General features: G+C 68.8%; 17 protein-coding genes. 11 read left to right on the top strand and 6 right to left on the bottom strand.

What is annotated here, in order from left to right; all coding sequences use genetic code 11:
* Positions 1-17 precede the first annotated feature (17 nt).
* The 4 genes from ACFX43_RS02490 to ACFX43_RS02475 form a co-directional block, all read right to left on the bottom strand.
* Positions 18-620 (bottom strand): TMEM165/GDT1 family protein, encoded by a 603-nt coding sequence (locus ACFX43_RS02490; RefSeq protein ID WP_378816591.1) that lies wholly within the window; start codon positions 618-620, stop codon positions 18-20.
* Positions 621-717: 97 nt separating this feature from the next.
* Complete coding sequence (gene larC / locus ACFX43_RS02485) at positions 718-2,013, bottom strand: nickel pincer cofactor biosynthesis protein LarC (protein ID WP_378816589.1); 1,296 nt, start codon at positions 2,011-2,013, stop codon at positions 718-720.
* Positions 2,010-2,696 carry a nickel pincer cofactor biosynthesis protein LarB gene (larB, locus tag ACFX43_RS02480; protein WP_378816587.1) on the bottom strand — a complete coding sequence of 229 codons (687 nt, stop codon included), beginning with the start codon at positions 2,694-2,696 and terminating at the stop codon, positions 2,010-2,012. The genes larC and larB overlap by 4 nt, the downstream gene beginning before the upstream one ends.
* A gap of 3 nt (positions 2,697-2,699) precedes the next feature.
* Positions 2,700-3,539, bottom strand: a complete 840-nt coding sequence (locus ACFX43_RS02475; protein ID WP_160025936.1) for a prephenate dehydratase — start codon at positions 3,537-3,539, stop codon at positions 2,700-2,702.
* A gap of 24 nt (positions 3,540-3,563) precedes the next feature.
* Here ACFX43_RS02475 and ACFX43_RS02470 point away from each other — a divergent pair, with 24 nt between their 5' ends.
* Positions 3,564-3,974 (top strand): DUF4446 family protein, encoded by a 411-nt coding sequence (locus ACFX43_RS02470; RefSeq protein ID WP_378816584.1) that lies wholly within the window; start codon positions 3,564-3,566, stop codon positions 3,972-3,974.
* 410 nt (positions 3,975-4,384) lie between these two features.
* Here ACFX43_RS02470 and ACFX43_RS02465 read toward each other — a convergent pair whose 3' ends face one another.
* Entirely contained in the window at positions 4,385-5,956 is a 1,572-nt protein-coding gene (locus ACFX43_RS02465; protein ID WP_378816581.1) for a YegS/Rv2252/BmrU family lipid kinase, read from the bottom strand.
* Between the two features lie 372 nt (positions 5,957-6,328).
* On the opposite strand from ACFX43_RS02465, the gene ACFX43_RS02460 reads away from it, so the two are divergent.
* From ACFX43_RS02460 to ACFX43_RS02425, 8 genes are all read left to right on the top strand, one after another.
* Entirely contained in the window at positions 6,329-8,464 is a 2,136-nt protein-coding gene (locus ACFX43_RS02460; protein WP_378816579.1) for a calcium-binding protein, read from the top strand.
* A 160-nt stretch (positions 8,465-8,624) separates the two neighbouring features.
* Complete coding sequence (locus ACFX43_RS02455; RefSeq protein ID WP_378816577.1) at positions 8,625-11,210, top strand: calcium-binding protein; 2,586 nt, start codon at positions 8,625-8,627, stop codon at positions 11,208-11,210.
* Between the two features lie 100 nt (positions 11,211-11,310).
* Positions 11,311-12,003 (top strand): peptidoglycan-binding protein, encoded by a 693-nt coding sequence (locus ACFX43_RS02450; RefSeq protein WP_378816574.1) that lies wholly within the window; start codon positions 11,311-11,313, stop codon positions 12,001-12,003.
* A 52-nt stretch (positions 12,004-12,055) separates the two neighbouring features.
* Positions 12,056-13,327 carry a serine--tRNA ligase gene (gene serS, locus ACFX43_RS02445; protein ID WP_378816571.1) on the top strand — a complete coding sequence of 424 codons (1,272 nt, stop codon included), beginning with the start codon at positions 12,056-12,058 and terminating at the stop codon, positions 13,325-13,327.
* Positions 13,324-14,181 carry an HAD family hydrolase gene (locus ACFX43_RS02440; protein ID WP_378816568.1) on the top strand — a complete coding sequence of 286 codons (858 nt, stop codon included), beginning with the start codon at positions 13,324-13,326 and terminating at the stop codon, positions 14,179-14,181. Before serS ends, ACFX43_RS02440 begins: the two co-directional genes overlap by 4 nt.
* A gap of 157 nt (positions 14,182-14,338) precedes the next feature.
* Positions 14,339-14,851, top strand: a complete 513-nt coding sequence (locus tag ACFX43_RS02435) for a GNAT family N-acetyltransferase (protein WP_378816566.1) — start codon at positions 14,339-14,341, stop codon at positions 14,849-14,851.
* Positions 14,848-15,648 (top strand): HAD family hydrolase, encoded by an 801-nt coding sequence (locus tag ACFX43_RS02430; protein ID WP_378816563.1) that lies wholly within the window; start codon positions 14,848-14,850, stop codon positions 15,646-15,648. The genes ACFX43_RS02435 and ACFX43_RS02430 overlap by 4 nt, the downstream gene beginning before the upstream one ends.
* A complete protein-coding gene (locus ACFX43_RS02425) occupies positions 15,645-16,259 on the top strand; it encodes a hypothetical protein (protein ID WP_378816560.1) in 615 nt (204 codons plus the stop codon). The genes ACFX43_RS02430 and ACFX43_RS02425 overlap by 4 nt, the downstream gene beginning before the upstream one ends.
* Here ACFX43_RS02425 and ACFX43_RS02420 read toward each other — a convergent pair.
* On the bottom strand, positions 16,222-17,109 hold the full coding sequence (locus ACFX43_RS02420) for a sterol desaturase family protein (RefSeq protein WP_378816558.1): 888 nt from the start codon (positions 17,107-17,109) through the stop codon (positions 16,222-16,224). The two genes, ACFX43_RS02425 and ACFX43_RS02420, sit on opposite strands and share 38 nt — an antisense overlap.
* A gap of 72 nt (positions 17,110-17,181) precedes the next feature.
* Here ACFX43_RS02420 and ACFX43_RS02415 point away from each other — a divergent pair, with 72 nt between their 5' ends.
* Together ACFX43_RS02415 and ACFX43_RS02410 are read left to right on the top strand one after the other, a co-directional pair.
* Entirely contained in the window at positions 17,182-17,823 is a 642-nt protein-coding gene (locus tag ACFX43_RS02415; protein ID WP_378816556.1) for a TetR/AcrR family transcriptional regulator, read from the top strand.
* Complete coding sequence (locus tag ACFX43_RS02410; protein ID WP_378816554.1) at positions 17,820-19,088, top strand: alpha-hydroxy-acid oxidizing protein; 1,269 nt, start codon at positions 17,820-17,822, stop codon at positions 19,086-19,088. The genes ACFX43_RS02415 and ACFX43_RS02410 overlap by 4 nt, the downstream gene beginning before the upstream one ends.
* Positions 19,089-19,092 lie beyond the last annotated feature (4 nt).

Genomic DNA, 19,092 nt, shown 5'->3' with positions numbered 1-19,092 from the left:
AGCCTAGATGAAGCCGCTCAGGCGAACACCTCGACCAACGTCAGGATGCTCAGGACGAGGCAGACGACGGCTCCGACGTAGTGCAGGAAGTGCAGCTTGATGAACCGGAGCAACGTACGTCCCAGCAGCACCGCGAGCCCCGACACCGTCAGCAACGCGGCCCAGGATCCGATGAAGACCGAGACCGGGTCGTGGTAGCGAGCCACCAGCGAGACGCTCAGCAGCTGGGAGAGGTCGCCCCACTCGGCCGCGAAGAGGACCATGAAGCTGGCCAGGACCTGGCGGAAGCCGCGTACGTCCTTCGCCTTCTCGGCGAACTCGCTGCCGTCGTCCTCGGACGCGGTGCCGTGGTGGCGGCGCCCCTCGATGAACAGGTACACCGCGCCGCCGAGGAAGAGCAGGGCGGCGATGATATGGATCAGGTCGGTCGGAAGGAGCGTCGCCACCCCGCCGATCGCCACCGCGATGAGCGTCTGGACCGCGAACGCCGCGCCCACCCCGAGCCAGACGAAGATCGGCCGGTACTTCGTCGACAGCACCAGCGTCGCCAGGAACGTCTTGTCCGGGAGCTCGACGACGAAGATCGCGGCGAAGGCCAGCGCGACGACGGTGATGTCCATCAGGGTTCCGTTCCAGTTTCTTTACGTCCGGCTCATATCGTCGCACCACCGCCCCGCCGAGACGTCGCCTGCGTCGGCCGAGACGTCACGGCGGTGCCTAGTCGGCCGACGGGGCCGACTTCTCGGCCGACGGGGCCGACTTCTCGGCGAGGGCGGCGGCCTTGGCCTCGGCGAGTACGTCGATCGCCGGGCGATCGAGCGCGGCGGCGGCGCGCGCGACGTCGTCCCACTCGGGCTGCAGGTTGACGACCTCGTCGTCGAGACGGGCGGCCTTGACCGCGATCGGGTGTCCCTCGACGGTCACGGTCAGCATCTCGCGGGGCAGGGCGTGCTTGACGACCTCGTGCTGACGTACGCCGATCGTCGAGGTCTCCCGGAAGAACACCCGCCGGACCGCCTCGGCGGCATCGGGACGGGTGAGGGCGTGGAGCGTGTAGGCCGGTCGGCCCTTCTTCATCAGGATCGGCGTGACCCAGGCATCGTTCGCGCCGGCGGTCAGAAGCGCGTCGAGGGCGCCCGGGATCAGTCGAGGCTCGAGATCGTCGATGTTCGCCTCGATGACGAGCTCGGTCGGCGCATTTTCCCGCCATGGCGGGAAAATGCCGCCTCCGACCGCGGGATCCGCCCGCATTTCCCCGCCATGGCGGGATTCTGCCCCCGGCCGCACCGCAGCGTCGCCGATCAGCAGGCGCAGCGTGTTCGACCAGCCCGCCGGGTTCCGGCCGCCGGCGCCGGTGCCGATCGCTCGGGTCGTCATCGCTGGCTGTTCGCCCCAGGAGGTGGCGAGAGTGGCGAGGAGGGCAGCGCCCGTCGGTGTGCACAGCTCCATCTCGGGATGTCCCGGAGGTCCCGCGAAGGAAGGTACGCCGGTGAGCAGCCGCGCCACGGCCGGCGGCGGCACCGGGAGGGTGCCGTGGGCGGCCCGGATCGAGCCCGACCCGACCGCGACGGGCGAGACCACGACTGCGTCGGCGCCCAGATGTGCGAAACCGGCACAGACCCCGACGACGTCGGCGATCGCGTCCAGCGCCCCGACCTCGTGGAAGTGGACCTGCTCGGGAGAGATCCCGTGAACGGCGCCCTCGGCCTCAGCCAGCCGCTCGAAGACCCGCAGCGCCAGGTCGCGCACGGAGCCGTCGAGAGCGGCGGCGGTCAGCAGTGCGCGGACGTCGGTCCAGGTGCGGTGATGGACCGAGTCGGCGATCTCGACATGACACCGGGTCGCGGCCAGCGCGCCACGGGTCACCGGCGAAGCAGCGAGATCCACCGGCTCGGGGGCGACCGCATCCACGGCCGAGGCGATCACGGAGAGAGGCACGCCGGCGCCGACCAGCGCGCCGAGCAGCATGTCCCCCGAGGCTCCGGAGGACGCGTCGACCCAGACGATGCTCATCCCTGACCCAGCGCCCGCCGCGCGATCCGAGCCGCCGCGACCCCGGCGCCGTAGCCGTTGTCGATGTTGACCACGGTCACGCCGGGAGCGCAGGAGTTGAGCATCGCCAGCAGCGCGGCCAGCCCGCCGAAGGAGGCGCCGTAGCCCACTGACGTCGGCACCCCGATCATCGGCACTCCGACCAGCCCGCCGACCACGGAGGGCAGGGCACCTTCCATGCCCGCGACGACGATCAGGCAGTCGGCGTCGTCGAGCCGGTCGCGTACGGCCATCAGGCGGTGGATCCCGGCGACACCGACATCGGTGATCCGCTCGACACCGGCCCCGTGGACGCGGGCCGCGAGCGCGGCCTCGGCCGCGACCGGCCCGTCGGAGGTCCCGGCGGCCACGACGCACACCCGGCCGTGCGGGGTCGGTAGCGGCCCGAGCGTGACCGCGCGGGCCTCGGCATCGTGGACCGCCGTAGGCAGCTCGGCCCCGACCCGGGCGGCCGCCTCGGCGGAGACCCGGGTGGCCAGGACCGCGCGCGAGGGATGCGCCTCGTGCAGTCGGCGAAGGATCGCGACGACCTGCTCGGGGGTCTTGCCGCCGGCGTACACGACCTCGGGGTCGCCGGTGCGGCGCTCCCGGTCGAGGTCCACGCGGGCGAACCCGAGGTCGGCGGTCGGCTCGTCGTCCGACATCACTCAGAACCGCGCCGGGTCGGCGGGGTAGACGCCCAGCAGCTTCACGTCGGTGGTGAAGAAGGCCAGCTCCTCCAGGGCCCGCTTCAGCCCCGGCTGGTCCGGGTGACCGTCGACCTCGGCGAGGAACTGGGTGGCGGTGAACTTCCCATCCACCATGTAGGACTCCAGCTTGGTCATGTTGACGCCGTTGGTCGCGAAGCCGCCGAGCGCCTTGTAGAGCGCCGCCGGGAGGTTGCGTACGTTGAAGATGAACGAGGTCACGACCGGACCCGCGTCGGCGGGAGCCTGGATGAAGTCGGGCGAGAGCACCACGAAGCGGGTGGTGTTGTGGTCGGCGTCCTCGATGTCGGTGGCGAGCACGTCCAGCCCGTAGATCGAGGCCGCCAGCGGCGGAGAGATCGCGGCCATCGTCGGATCGCCGGCCTCGATCACCTCGCGCGCGGCGCCGGCGGTGTCACCGGAGACGACCGGCGTGAAGCCATGCTCCCGGATGATGTTTCGGCACTGGCCCAGGGCGTGGACGTGGGAGTGGACCGTACGGATGTCGTCGAGGTGGGCGCCCGGAAGGCCGAGCAGGTGGAACCGGATCCGCAGGTAGTGCTCGGCGATGATGTGCAGGTTGGACTCGGGGAGGAAGTGGTGGATGTCGGCCACCCGCCCGGCCAGGGAGTTGTCGATCGGGATCATCGCAAGCGATGCCTCACCCGCCTCGACGGTCGCAAACACGTCCTCGAACGAGGCGCACGGCACCGACTCCAGCTCGGGGTAGTGCCGCTGGCACACCATGTGTGAGTTGGACCCTGGTTCGCCCTGATAGGCGATGCGATGTGGCTCGGACACAGCGACAGTCTAGATTCGCCCGATGTGCTCGCTCTTGCAATTCTCAGTCTGCTGACAGCAATCGCCGCTCTGGTCCTCGCCGGAGCGGCCTGGCAGAAGACGAAGGACGTACGTCGCCCCGACCCTGCCGCCGTCGAGTCGCTCCCGACCGACGTCGCCGGTCTGCGCGCCGAGGTCGCGGCCCTGCGCGCCGAGTCGGCGATGAACCTGCGCCACCTCGCGGTCGTGCGCTTCGACGCCTTCGGAGACGCCGGCGGCCACCTGAGCTGGTGCCTTGCGCTGCTCGACGACAACGGCGACGGGGTCGTGCTCACCTCGATCCACGGCCGTACCGAGGCGAGGTCGTACGCGAAGAGCATCAGCGCCTGGAAGTCGTCCCAGCTGATGTCACCCGAGGAGACCGAGGCCGTCCAGCAGGCCAAACCCAGGAGCTGATCCGGGCTGATCCGGGCCCGAAAACGACACCGGCACGCTCGGGCGTGGCGGGGGAACCGTTCCGAGCGTGCCGGTTTTTCAAACCCGGGCTGCGGGTGGGACGGCCCGGGAGTCGACCACTGGTCGCGGGGGATATCCGACCAGTGTGTGGGTCTTGCCACGTCACCGGCCGGAGTCAGGCTGAGCCCGGTCGAAGACGACGACTCGGCTCACGCCGAGTCGCGTCAGACACCTTATGAACATTTACTTGTCAACAAGACATCTGTGTCGGCGAGTCGGCTCGGTTTGCCACGAGAATCGACGCCAAACGCGCTGAAAACCCGCAGAAAGAGGGACTTTAGGCCCTGATTCCCGGGACGTTCTGCCCTGCCGCGTGTCGTTTAGATTCGGGACCGAATCGGGACTGGGCGTCAGCGTGGCACGCGGACGAGCAGGCGCCCGGGGAGGCACTGCATGCGGAGCTCGCGACCCTCGGAGATCGTGTCGCCGTCGAGCTGGCGAGGCTGGTCGTGGTTGGTCCGGATCACGACGCTCGCACCGGTCATCCGGTTGACCAGATTGTCGGTGCGCGGGCGCTTGCTCAGCACCCGGACAGCGAGCGGTAGCCAGGACCAGAATCGCTGCGGATAGAGCAGCACCACGTCGATGAGGCCGTCGTCGAGCGCGGCCGCCGGCAGCAGTGGCATGTTCGCCTGGAGGTAGCCGACGTTGCCGACCACGACCGTGCGCGCCCGGTGCCTGGTGAACTCGCCGTCGTCGACGGAGATCTCCAGCCGCATCGCCGGGAACATCAGGCTCTTGAAGGCGGAGAGGACGTACGCCATCCAGCCGATCCGCTTCTTGATGTCCTCGTTGACGCCGCTCATGATCGCGGCGTCGAAGCCCATCCCGGCCATGACAAGGAAGTTGGTGTCCTCGATGTTGTCGCCCGAGACCCGGACCAGGTCGATCGCCCGGTCCTGCCCGGTGAGCGCGACGTCGATCGCGGCGCGGATGTAGAGCGGGATCGACAGGTTGCGGGCCAGCAGGTTGCCGGTGCCACCGGGGACGATCCCGACCGCGATGCCGGTGCCGGCCAGGGCGGAGCAGACCTCACGTACGGTGCCGTCGCCGCCACAGACGAGGACCAGGTCGGCGCCCTCCTCCTGGGCGGCACGCGCCATGCCCCTGCCCGGGTCTTCGACCGTGGTCAGGTGCCAGGTCGGGGTCTTCCAGCCGGACTCCTTGGCCATCGCGGTGACCATCGTCTTGAAGTGTTCGACCGACTCGACCTTGATCGGGTTGAGGACGACCGCGATCTTCCGGTTGCCGCGCACCGAGTCGACCAGCGGCCGACGTCCCAGCGCGTGCGAGACGGGCAGCGGCGTGTAGAGCGCCATACCGAGGAAGACGGCGCCGGCGGCGAAGAGGATCCCGCCGAGCACGTCGGAGGGGTAGTGACGTCCGAGGAAGACCCGGTCGGCGGCGACCAGCACGACCAGCAGCGTGAGGCCCGTGTAGGCCAGGCGCCGGATGCCGCGGCGGCGTACGAACATCGTCACGACCACGGCGATCACGCCCGCCAGCACCGCGATCCCGGTCGCATGACCGGACGGGTACGCAGGCGACTCGTGCAGCCACGACGTCAGCTGCCACGAGGGCCGGTCCCGGTCGACGAGCTGCACGAGCCCACGCCGTACGACCAGGGTGACCACCACGACGCCGAGGACGTAGATCGCCGCGCGCGGATACTTGCGGAACAGGCCCGCGGCGACCAGGAGTGCGACCCCGGCCGCGAAGTACCAGTCCGTGCCGACCTCGACGACGTGCCAGAAGTCGAGCATCCAGCCGTTCTCCGCGGTCACCGCCGTCGCGTCCCGGCCGAGCTCGTCGATCGTCGAGACCGGCGGCCACCCGTTGATCCCCACGATCCCGATCAGGGCGCACAGAGCGAACAGCGAGGCCGCCCAGAGCAGCAGGGCACGGCGCGAAAGGTCAAGCACGGTGAGTCAGTATGCGCGATACGTCTTCCACACAGTGAATGAACGGGCTGGACAAAAGCGCGGGCAGGGCCTGACTGAGAGCGCTATCGTTCGCTCTCCGCGCATGATTCGGGTCGGCGCCGGCACCACTCGGTCCCTCGTCGTTGTGAGGTCTCTCTCATGCGCTCTCGCGTCTCCGCGTACGCCCTTCTCGGGCTCCTGTCCGTCCCAGCCGTCGCCCTGAGTGTCAGTGGCCTCCTCGCCGGCTCTGCCGCCGCGGCAGAAGGTGAGTGTGGCGGCAGGCCCGTCACCGTCGACCTCAGCGTCGGGGGTCAGGCGCCGACCGAGGGTGACGACGTCATCGCCGTCCCGGCAGGCATCGCTGTCGACGCCATGGGTGGCAACGACTGGATCTGCGTCCAGGGGGAGGGCGCCGCGGACATCGTCGGTGGCCCGGGTGATGACACGATCTACCCGAGGTACAGGAACCGCGTGAACGCCGGAGAGGGAAACGACACGATCGACGGCGACTTCCTGACGCTCGACGCGGGTGCCGGACACGACGTCATCTTCGGCGGGATGCAGTTTCTGTTTGTCACCGCCAAGGGAGGTGATGGCGACGACACGTTCCACGCGGGTTCCACCGGCGGCGCCTTCGACGGACAGGGTGGCGCCGACACCTTCTACGGTGGTCCGGACAACGACAGAAGCTACGGCGGTGCCGGAGACGACCGGATCTACGGTGCGGACGGTGACGACAACCTCAGGGGTGACGGCGGCGCTGACACCGTGCTCGGAGGAAGCGGCGCAGACCATGTGTCCGTAACGGACGTCGACGCGGTGGGAGATGTGATCGACGCCGGTCCCGACGACGCATCGGTGGACAAGCTCGACCTCGACCAGGGTCTCGTGCCCTCGGGCACAGGCATCGAACTCCAGATGGCGTCCGGAACGAGCAGCTGGGGCGTCACCATGGCGGGCTTCGAGTCGGTGGTCGGCACCGATCACGCCGACGTGATCACCGGCACCGACGCTGACGACACCATCGATGCGGCCGGCGGGGGCGACCGGGTAGACGGATCCGAGGGCGCCGACGTCGTTCTCGGTGGTGCTGGTGGTGATGTCCTCGAAGGCGGGCAGGGCAAGGATCGTGTGGAGGCAGGAGACGGCGCTGACCTTGTCTACGGCGAGCGCGGGAACAACTACGACTCAGGCGTGGGAGACGACGACCTCTTGTTCGGCGGTCCTGGAGACGACGAGATGAGCGGGTACGTCGGCAACGACCTTGTCGACGGCGGCGAAGGTCACGACGAACTGGACGGAGACGACGGTGCGGACACCGTCATCGGCGCTGGTGGCGACGACCTCATCTACGGGTGGGGTGGTGATGATCGCCTGGACGGCGGCACCGGTACGGACGCGGTCGACGGTGGCTTGGGCGCGAACGTGATCCTGGGCGGCGCCGGCGACGATTTCCTGAACGGGAACAGCGGCTCGAAGGTCACGATCGACGGTGGTCTCGGCGACGACCGGATTGTAGGTTCGCAGGGCAATGATCTGGTGCGTGACAGCGGTGGTGGCAACAAGATCTCGGCGCTCGGCGGCAACGACCGAATCGAGGGTGGCTCGGGAACCGACATCGTCTATGGCGGGCATGGCGCTGACACTCTCTACGGGAATGCCGGCAACGACTTCCTGACGGGTGGCGCTCATGACGGCACGACCGAAGATGCGGCCGTTGATCGCCTCGTCGGGGGCGTCGGCGATGACGAACTCCGCGGGGATGCCGGAAATGACCTGATTGCGGGTGACGCGGGCGACGACCACCTCGAGGGTGGCAGTGGCAACGACTCCCTCGATGGCGGCTCGAGCAATGACACGATCCGCGGCGACAGCGGGAACGACCTGATCGTCGGCGGGACCGGAAACGACCAGATCACTGGTGGATCAGGTGCGGATACGTCCTCGTACTCGAGTGCCTCCGGTGCGGTCAACGTCTCGCTCGCCGCGGGGGCTGCCCGAGCGACGGGGGCGGCTGGGACGGATGCCATGGATCAGATCGAGAGCGTCACGGGATCTCGGTATGGAGATCGCCTCCGCGGAAACGCCGGCGGCAACGTCCTTCTGGGCGGAGGCGGGTCCGACACCATCCTCCCGAAGGGCGGCAACGACCGCGTCGACGGCGGCGCAGGGACGGACACTCTCTCGTACGCAGATCAGTGGAGTCGTGTGAAGGTCTCGCTCGCGACGACGGCTCCTCAGGCCACCGGGGCTGGCAGTGATGCCATCCGCAACATCGAGAACCTGGTGGGAACGGAGTACGCCGACGTCCTGAGCGGCAACGCCCTGGTCAATGTGATCACCGGCGGTCAAGGGGCCGACAAGATCTACGGCGGCAGGGGTAGCGACAAGCTCGACGGCAACTTCGGCACGGATGCCCTTCACGGCGGCCTCGGGACGGACTACGGCAATGGCGGCTTGGGCAGAGACTCGTGGACGTCGATCGAGCGCAAGGTCAGCCTTCCGTGATTCGTGAGTCCGTTGTGCGCCAAACGTCTTCCACACAGTCGATGAACGGGCTGGACAAAAGCTGAGGCAGTGGCCGGAGGAAAGCGCTATCGTGCGCTTTCCGCGCATGATTCGGGTCGGCGCCGGCACCCCTCGGTCCCTCGTCGTTGTGAGGTCTCTCATGCGCTCTCGCGCTTCCGCGTACGCCCTCCTCGGGCTCTTGTCTGTCCCCGCCGTCGCCCTCGGTGTCGGTGGCCTTCTCGCCGGCTCTGCGGCCGCGGCAGAAGGTGAGTGTGGCGGCAAGACGGTCACCGTCGACCTCTCGGTTGAAGGTCAGGTCCCAACCGAGGGCGATGACGTCATCGCCGTTCCGCCGGCAGTGTCCATCGACGCGCTGGGCGGTCACGACACCATCTGCGTCCAGGGCCAGGGCACGGCGACTATCGTCGGCGGGCTCGGCGACGACACCATCTACTCCGACTACGGCAATAGGGTCGATGCGGGTGAGGGGAACGACACGATCAGCGGCGGCTTCATCGGCCTTGACGCGGGTCCTGGAAATGACGTCATCCATGGGGGTAAGCAGCCGCTCCACGTCGCCGCCGGGGCCAAGGGCGGAGAGGGCGACGACACCTTCCACGCAGGAACCACCGGTGGCGTCTTTGACGGGCAGGGCGGCACCGACACCTTCTTCGGCGGCCCTGGTCGCGACATCGGCTACGGCGGGGCTGGAGACGATCGGCTCTACGGCGCGGACGGTGACGACAGTCTCCGCGGAGATGCAGGTGCCGATCTCATTGACGGCGGCGTCGGTGCGGACTGGCTCAGGGGCAATGCGGACGCCGACACCGTGCTCGGCGGCGAGGGCGCTGACCGGATCACGGTGAACGACGCGAGCGCGTCAGGGGATGTCTTCGATGCCGGTTCCGCCGATACCGCGACGGACGAGCTCGACCTCGCTCCCGATCTCGACACCAACCTGTCGGCGACGGCCATCGAGCTCGACATGGCGTCCGGCGCCAACAGCTGGGGCATCACCCTGGCCGGGTTCGAGTCGGTGGTCGGAACCAGGCACGCCGACGTGATCACTGGTACGAGCGGTGACGACACGATCGACGGTTACGAGGGCGACGACACGATCGACGCGGGGTCAGGTGATGACACGGTCCTGGGTTACCGCGGCAACGACCGACTGGTCGGTGGCTTCGGCAACGACGTCCTCCGTGCGGAGAGCGGCGACGACAACATCGATGCTGGTAGCGGTGACGATGTCGTCGAGGCCGGTGCCGACGACGACCGGGTGAGCGGTGGCGAGGGCCAGGACACGCTCAACGACGGGTCTGGCGACGACGTCGTCCGGGGCGACGAAGGTGACGACACGCTCACGCCGACGCCCTACGGAAACGACAACTTCGACCAGCTCTACGGTGACGGTGGGAACGACACCATCACCGGTGGGGCGTTTGGGGACGACACCATCCTCGGGGGCGACGGCAACGACATCCTGAACGGTGGCACCGGAGCATCGGTCATCCTCGGTGGCCGCGACGACGACACCATCACGATCGGCCGCGCTGAGCGGGCAGCCGAGAACGCCTTCGGTGAGGACGGCAACGACACGATCCACGTCGGTCAGTTCGGGGGCGTGGCCGAGGGTGGCAACGGCAACGACGTCATCCACGGCGGCTCTGGCTCGCTCAACGCCTCAGGCGATGCCGGCGACGACAAGATCTACGGTGCTGCGGCGTCGAACTACATCAGGGGTGGCGCGGGGAACGACCTCATCGAGGGCGGGGCCGGCAAGGACGTGCTGATCGGCAGTTCCGGCGTTGACTCGATCCATGGTCAGGGCGAAGCAGACGAGATCTACGGCGACGAGGACCACTACAGCCCCACCGTCGGATCCACGGACAGCATCGATGGCGGGGACGGAAACGACACGATCAAGGCCGGCCCCGGCAACGACACCGTGAGTGCGGGAGAGGGCGCGGACTCCGTCGTCGGGGAAGCCGGTAACGACCGAGTCCTCGGCGGAGGAGGCAACGACCGTCTGAAGGGAGACGCCGGCAACGACGCGATCGAGGGCGGCAGCGGCAACGACACCCTGGAGGGTGGAAACGACACCGACTCACTGCGCGGCGACAGCGGCGACGACGTGCTGGCGGGCAACTCCGGCAACGACTCTCTGAACGGCGGGACCGGCATCGACACAGCGTCCTACGCGACCGCCGACAACCCCGTGACCGCGAGCCTGTCCCGGGCGACCGGTGGCGGCGGCAGCGACACGCTAGCCGGGATGCAGAACCTGAAGGGCGGTCCCTACTCCGACCGCCTCACCGGCGACGGCGGCGCCAACGTACTCCTCGGTGGCGGCGGCAACGACACGATCCTGCCCGGACTTGGCAACGACCGCGCTGAGGGTGGTTCGGGAACCGACACCGTCGAGTACTCGAACGTACGCAACGGCGTGAAGGTCGCGCTCAACACGACCTCGGTGCAGTCGACCGGCGCGGGAGCGGATCGTCTGCTGACCTTCGAGCGACTGACAGGCACCAACTACGCCGACGTCCTTCGGGGCAACTCGGGCGCCAACAAGCTGGTCGGCCTCGGCGGTTCGGACCGGATCGAGGGCGGCTCGGGCAACGACTCGCTCTATGGCCACTCGGGCAACGACCGCCTCTACGGCGGCTACGGCCGTGACTACGGTGACGGTGGCACGGGCAGCGACAGCAGCTCGTCGGTCGAGCGGCGCGTACGCATTCCGTAGCCCCAGAGGTACGGGAGAGGTACGGGTTCGGGCGGCAGCACCGGTTCGCGACACTGCCCCTTTCGAGTTCCGAGCACATGAATCGAGAGGGATCCATACAGTGAAGACATCGGTGCGGTTGCGCATGGGCGGCCTGCTCGCGGCGGCAGCTGTGGCAACGGGCGGACTGGTCGCCGTGGACGCGGGCACGGCGCCTGCGGAGGCAGCGGTCAGCTGCACGATCAGCAGCCCGAAGACCGTACGTCCCGGCAACACCGGCAGCTGCGTGACGCTGCTGCAGAAGGTGCTCGGCGGGCTCCGGCCGGACGGTTCGTTCGGGTCCGCGACGACCGCCCGGGTCAAGGACTACCAGAGCGCGAAGGGGCTGTCGGCCGACGGCATCGTCGGGTCGCGTACCTGGTCGAAGATCAAGGCGGGCATGTCCGGTGCCGGCACGATCGTCTCGTCGACCGCGACCGCGAACTGGTACGCCTGCGTCATCGTCCGCGGCGGCCAGTCGATCCGCTACACGGTGACCAACAAGCGCAGCACCGGATGGAGGCAGGCCACGATCACCACCAGCGGCTCCCTCGCGAACCCGGTGATCAATGGCTCGATCCCCAGCAAGGGCTCGCGCTCGACGGCGTCGAACCCCTCGGGCTTCCCGAAGACGTATGGGACCTCGGCCGCGTACATCACCTACACCGGCGGCACCTACTTCACCAACGACTCCTACGGCTACGACTTCCCCAACAGGACCGTCTATCGCTCGTTCCTGCGCCCGTGCGGCAAGACCAGCCCGGTCTACTGGTGACCGGCTGATTACTGAAGTGAGATCTGGTGGTCCGGTCGACTAGCCTTGCCGCATGATCGACCCGCGCATCCTCCGCGAAGACCCCGACCGCGTACGTGCCTCGCAGGAGCGCCGTGGCGCGTCCTCCGACGTGGTGGACCGGGCTCTGTCCGCGGACAGCGCCCGGCGCGCGGCGATCGCGGACTTCGAGGCCAAGCGGGCCGAGCAGAAGCAGATGGGCAAGAAGGTTGCCCAGGCCAAGGGCGAGGAGAAGCAGCAGCTGCTCGCCGAGGTGAAGGACCTCGCCGCCGCCGTCAAGGCGGCCGAGGCGGCGCAGGGCGTTGCCGAGGAGGAGTGGAAGAAGGCTCTCAAGGCCATCCCCAACCTCGCCGACGACGCCCCGGCCGGCGGTGAGGACGACTTCGTCCTGATCGAGAAGGTCGGTAAGCCCCGTGACTTCGAGGCCGAGGGCTTCGAGCCGCGTGACCACGTCGAGCTCGGCAAGCTGCTCGGCGCGATCGACCTCGAGCGAGGCGCCAAGGTCTCGGGCAGCCGCTTCTACTTCCTGACCGGGGTCGGCGCGGAGCTCGAGTTCGCGCTGATCAACCTGGCGATGGAGCAGGCCCGTGAGGCCGGCTTCACCCAGGTCATCGCGCCCGCGCTGGTGCGCCCGGAGGCGATGGAGGGCACCGGCTTCCTCGACCAGGTCGACGACGGTGTCTACAAGATCGAGGACGACGACCTCTACCTCGTCGGCACCTCGGAGGTGCCGATGGCGGCCTACCACTCCGACGAGATCCTCGACCCCGACACCCTCCCGCGACGCTACGCCGCCTTCTCGTCGTGCTTCCGCAAGGAGGCCGGATCGGCGGGCAAGGACACCAAGGGCATCATCCGGGTCCACCAGTTCGAGAAGGTGGAGATGTTCGTCTACACCACCGTCGAGGAGTCGTACGCCGAGCACCAGCGTCTCCTCGAGTGGGAGAAGGCCTTCCTGGACAAGCTCGAGCTCGCTTACCAGGTCATCGACGTGGCCGCGGGCGACCTCGGTCCGAGCGCGCTGCGGAAGTTCGACTGCGAGGCGTGGATCCCCACCCAGGGGAAGTACCGCGAGCTCACCTCGGCGTCCAACTGCACCACCTTCCAGGCACGTCGCCTCGACATCCGGGCGCGGACCGAGAATGGCACCACCCCGGTCGCCACCCTCAACGGCACGCTGACCGCGATCACCCGCGCGATCGTCGCCGTCCTGGAGACCCACCAGCAGGCCGACGGCTCGGTGCGGGTGCCGAAGGCGCTGCAGAAGTGGCTCGGCCGCGAGGTTCTGGAGCCGATCCAGAAGTGAGCACGACCGAGAGCACCACCGCCTGGCCCGGTGAGGCCGCGTGGCAGCCGAAGCTCGTCGCGCTCGACATCGACGGCACCCTGCTGCGCTGGATCGAGGGCACCGGCACGACCTCCGAGGCTCTCTCGGACAAGGTGCGCGACGCGGTCCGCCGGGCCTACGACTCCGGCGCCCACGTGGTGCTCTCCTCCGGTCGCTCGGCCCACTCGATGACCGGGATCGCCGACCTGCTCGGGCTCCCGGACGAGGGCGCGGAGCGGTTGTGGATCGTCGCCTCCAACGGGGCGGTGGTGCTTCGCTACCCGCCGGTCGACGTGGTGCACGAGGAGACCTTCGACGCCCGCGCGGCGGTCGAGAAGATCGTGGAACGACGGCCGAACGTGCTGGTCGCGGTCGAGAACCGAGGCCTGGGCTACCGGTTCAACCGGCCGTTCCCCGAGGGCGAGCTCGACGGTGCTCATCTGATCGCCCCGGTCGAGGAGATGGTCGCCGAGCCGGTCTCCCGAGTGATCATCCGCGACCCCGACGCGACGCCGGAGGACTTCCTCGCCCTCGGCCGCGAGCTGGGCCTGCACGGCATCGACTACGTGGTCGGCTACACCGCCTGGCTCGACCTCACCCCGGTCGGCGTCTCCAAGGCATCGGGCCTCTCCTACGTCTGCGACCAGCTCGACCTCGAGCCGGCCGACGTACTCGCCATCGGTGACGGTCGCAACGACGTCGAGATGCTCGAGTGGGCAGGTCGCGGGGTAGCCATGGGCAACGCCCCCGACGTCGTCCAAGAGGTCGCCGACGCCGTCACCGCCCACGTGGCCGACGACGGCGCGGCGCTGGAACTCTCCCGCTGGTTCTGAGCTGAGCAGAATCCCGCCATGGCGGGATTCTGCGGGGGTGGTGTCGCCGGCGGGGCCGCATTTTCCCGCCATGGCGGGAAAATGTCCGCCACCGGCCGGAGCAAGGCCGGCGTTTTCCGGTTGGTCGGGACGTACACGGGTGGCAGAGTGCCACCTCGTGACTCTTCCCAACACCGTCACCACCGAGCGGCTGACGCTGCCGTTGTGGACCCGCGCCGACGTCGAGGCCATCAGCGATCCCGACGGCGGGATCGGGCGGCCGCAGAGCTGGCACCCGCAGTTCCCGCGCGAGGACGACCGCGACGCGGCGACGATGTGGGTCGAGGGCGACCGGTGGAGCTCCCGCTACATCATGCGCAACGGCACCGTGCTCGGCTCGATCGGCTTCTTCGGGCCGCCCGACGCCTCCCCTGACGGCACCCCGGAGACCGAGGTCGGCTACGGCCTGATCGAAGAGGCACGCGGATGGGGTTTCGCGACCGAGGCGCTCAAGGGTCTGCTGGCGTGCGCCGACGAAGAGGGCGTACGCATCCGGGCCTCTGTCGAGCCCACCAACGCCGCCAGTCTCCGAGTGCTCGCCAAGTGCGGGTTCACCGAGCTGCGTGGCGCCGACGAGGACGGGCATCTGGTGATGGCCAGGCCGGTGCCCGGTGGCAGAATGGAAGAATGAGGACGCCGAAGCTCGTCGCCACCGACCTCGACGGCACCCTGGTCAGAGCGGACGGTTCGGTCTCGGACTTCACTCGTGGCGTGCTCGTGAAGCTCGAGGAGCTCGGCGTGCCGGTCATCTTCGTGACCGGTCGGCCGCTGCGCTGGACCCGGGAGCTCTTCGAGCACATCGGCAGCGTCGGGCTGGCGATCGTCTCCAACGGAGCCCTGGTCTGGGACGTCGCCACCGATCAGCCCCGGCTCACCCGGCTGATCGAGCCGGCCCTGACCGCAGAGGTGGCGGCGACGCTGAAGGAGAGCGTGCCCGGACTGGTGTTCGCGACTGAGTCGCTCGAGGGGTGGTCGTGCGAGCCCGCGTTCGCGACCCACACCTCCGACGCCCTCCGCCCCGCCAGGCGCGTCGCGACGATCGAGGAGCTCGCCGACGAGCCGCTGATCAAGCTGCTCGCCCGCCGTGACGACCACGACGATGCCGACGAGCTGCTCGCGGCCGCGACGGCCGTCGTCGGCGATCGCGTCAACGTCACCCACTCGTCGTTTCCGCTGCTCGAGATCAGCGCTCCCGGGGTCACCAAGGCCTCCACCCTGGAGCTGGTCTGCACCGAGCTCGGCATCTCCGCCTCGGACGTGATCGCCTTCGGCGACATGCCCAACGACCTGCCGATGCTGACCTGGGCCGGGACCTCGTACGCCATGGCGGACGCCCATCCGAGCGTGGTCGCCTGCGCGTCGCACCTGGCGCCCGGGCACGAAGATGACGGTGTCGCGCGGGTCCTGGCTGGAGTCTTCGGCCTGTGACTGGTTTGATCTTCGCCATGCGCCGCGTCCCCCAGTTCCTCGCTGCCCTCGCCTTTGCGGTGACAGCGGTGGTCATGACGAGCCCCGCACCCGCCTCGGCAGCCCCGGTCACGGCTCCCGCGAAGTGCCCGGCCTTCGAGCTCAGCGACGCGGTCAAGGAGCCGCTGGTCTTCCACGCGCGGGTGACCGGACCCGGCAAGGCCACCAAGAAGGGCGGCCCCGTGGTCTACCCGGTGACCGTCGTCAAGGCGCTCAAGGGCGTCACCGGCGGCAGCAGCCTCGACGTCGCGCTCAACCCCGGCGTGTGCCAGAAGAAGTCGCTGACCGCCAACGAGGACTACTACTTCTTCGTGCAGAAGAAGGGCGACACGATCCTCGCCGCCGGCAGCGCGCCGCGCGTGGAGGAGTACACCGACAAGCTCCAGGCCGAGATCGCCAAGGAGTTCCCCGAGGTGATCGCCCCCGAGCCTCAGCAGGTGAGCTTCAGTGAGCCCGCGTCTCCCGAGGGCCAGAAGCTCGTCGAGGTCGCCGCTCCGGGCGTCGTGCTCGTCGTCGTCGGCCTGCTCGGCCTGATCATCGTGATGATTCTCGGGCGACGGAAGGCCGCGTAGCCTCCTCCGGCACCCACCCCGGCGGCCGGAAGACGTAGCTCAGCTTGAGTCGCCAGCCGTCGGCGCTGCGTACGTCGGTCCAGAGCTCACGGAAGGCGCCGTACTCCAGCCGGAGCAGGTTGTAGGTGTCGACCTTGTAGGTCAGGCCGTACGTCGGGCGCTGCCGCTCGGGCTGGAAGGTGCCGAAGAGGCGGTCCCAGACGATCAGGATGCCGGCGTAGTTCTTGTCCAGGTACTCCGGGTCGGAGCCGTGGTGGACGCGGTGGTGCGAGGGCGTGTTGAGCACGAGCTCCAGCGGCCGCCAGAGCTTGCCGATCGTCTCGGTGTGCACGAAGAACTGGTAGATCAGGTTGATCGAGAAGGCGATGTAGATCGCCGCCGGTGAGATGCCGAGAAACGGCAGCGGCAGGAAGAAGAAGAACTCGAACCACGGGTTCCACTTCTGCCGCAGCGCGGTCGCGAACGTCATGTACTCGCTGGAGTGGTGTGCCTGGTGGGCCGCCCAGCCGACTCGCGTCCGGTGCACGAAGCGGTGGTTCCAGTAGTAGGCGAGGTCGACGACCACGACGGAGATCGCGAGACCCCACCACGTCTCCGGGATCTGCCACAGCGATGCGTAGGCGAAGATCGCCGCGTAGACCGCGAAGGTCAGCACCTTGAACACGGTCATCGACACGATCGAGCCGAGGCCCATCAGGATCGAGGTGCGTGCGTCCTTGAAGACGTAACCGGCCAGGTTGTCGTCGTGGTCGAGCCATTTCAGCGCCGCCAGCTCGATCAGGATCGAGATCACGAAGAACGGGATGGCGTACGTCAATGGGTTCTTCAACGGGTCGAGCATGTCGTTCATGGGGGACCTCCCAGGGATATGACCTTCGAGTAAGTTACCTCAAGGTCATATGCCGCCGCTAGACTCTTGGACATGTCACGGGCCAACGCTGGAACCAAGGGCGTCCCGCGCGCCGACCGCGAGCTGCAGATCGTGCGTGCCGCCTGCCAGGCCTTCGGCACCGTCGGGTTCGCCAAGGCGTCCGTCGCGGCGATCGCCGCCGACGCCGGGATCTCGAAACCGCTGGTCTACCAGTACTTCGGCTCCAAGGAGGGCCTCTTCCTGGCCAGCTTCAACTACGGCGCCGAGACGCTCGCCGCCGAGATGGAGCGGGTCGCCGCCGACGACTCCGTCGGCCTCGAACGTGGTCTGCGCACGCTCGACGGCCTCTTCCGTACCCTCGAGCCGCAGCCGTGGGTGTGGCGGCTCCTCTTCGATCCGTCGGCGCCCGACGACGGTGAGGTGGCGGCCGCTCGCGCCGTCTACACCGACCGGATCACCCGTCTCGCCGTCGAGGGCGTCGGCGAGCTGATGAGGCTCGTCGGCGACGACGATCCCCTCGACGCCTCCGCGCTGACCGCGGTCTGGATGAGTGCGGTCGATGCGCTGATCACCTGGTGGCTCGACCATCCCGGCGTCACGCCGGCTCAGATGACGGAGCGGTGCCATCGGCTGATCATCGCGATCTCCGGCGCCGCGCTGCCCGCAGCGGAACGCAGTAGCCTACGCGCGTGAGCATCGGCAGAGACCTCCAGTCGGCGATCTTCCGCAAGGGCCTGTTCGGCCACCGCCCCGTGGTGCCGACCGAGCCCTCGGCGCTCGCCGAGGCCGCCCAGCGGGCGATGAGCAAGGAGGCCTGGGCGTACGTCGACGGCGGAGCCGGCCAGCAGCGCACCGTCGCCGCCAACACCGCCGCCTTCGACCACTTCCGACTGGTGCCGCGCATGCTCACCAACGTCGAGAGCCGCGACCTGCGCACCACGCTCTTCGGCGTGGACATGCCGGCGCCGCTGATGCTCGGCCCGGTCGGCGTGCTCGAGCTCGCCCATCCTCGTGCCGAGCACGAGGTCGCCGCGGCGGCCCGCGCGACGGGCATCCCGATGGTGATCTCCACCCAGGCCTCCGTCCCGATGGAGGAGGTCGCAAAGGACCTGGGCGACACCCCGCGGCTCTACCAGCTCTACTGGTCCAAGGACGAGTCGATCGTCGAGTCCTTCGTACGCCGCGCCGAGGCCATCGGCTCCGACGCGCTGGTCGTCACCCTCGACACGCACATGCTCGGGTGGCGTACGCGTGATCTCGATCTGGGCTACCTGCCATTCGCCCGGGGACTGGGGATCGCGCAGTACACCTCCGACCCGGCCTTCCGCGCCCTCGTGGAAGCGCGGCTCGCAGGCAAGAGCGGGACGAGCGTGCGCCCCGGACTCCGGGAGATCCCCTCGGCGCTCACCGCGGTCGCTTCGATGGCCCAGCACCATCCCGGCAAGCTCGTCGACAACCTTCGCTCCGGTCACGCCCGAGCCGCGGTCGAGACCTTCCTCGACGTCTTCTCCCGCTCCGACCTGATCTGGGACGACCTCGACCGGCTGCGGGAGATGACCGACCTGCCGATCGTGCTGAAGGGACTCCAGGCGCCCGAGGACGCCCGGCGCGCGCTCGAGCACGGCGTCGACGGGATCATCGTCTCCAACCACGGCGGCCGTCAGGTCGACGGCGCCATCGCCTCCATCGACGCCCTGCCGAGCATCGTCGACGAGGTCGACGGCCGCATCCCGGTCCTCTTCGACTCCGGCATCCGCTCCGGCGCCGACATCCTCAAGGCGCTCGCCCTGGGTGCCGACGCGGTCCTCATCGGCCGCCCCTACGTCTACGGCCTCGCCCTCGCCGGTGCCGCCGGCGTCCAGGCCGTCCTGGAGCACATGATCGCCGAGCTCGACCTCTCCCTCGGCCTCGTCGGCTGCCGCTCTGTCGAAGAGATCGGCCGCGAGCTCCTCGGCTGAGGAC

It is taken from the genome of Nocardioides sp. YIM B13467, assembly GCF_042788075.1.
Lineage (GTDB): Bacteria > Actinomycetota > Actinomycetes > Propionibacteriales > Nocardioidaceae > Nocardioides.
This window is presented reverse-complemented; position numbering and strand designations above follow the sequence as displayed.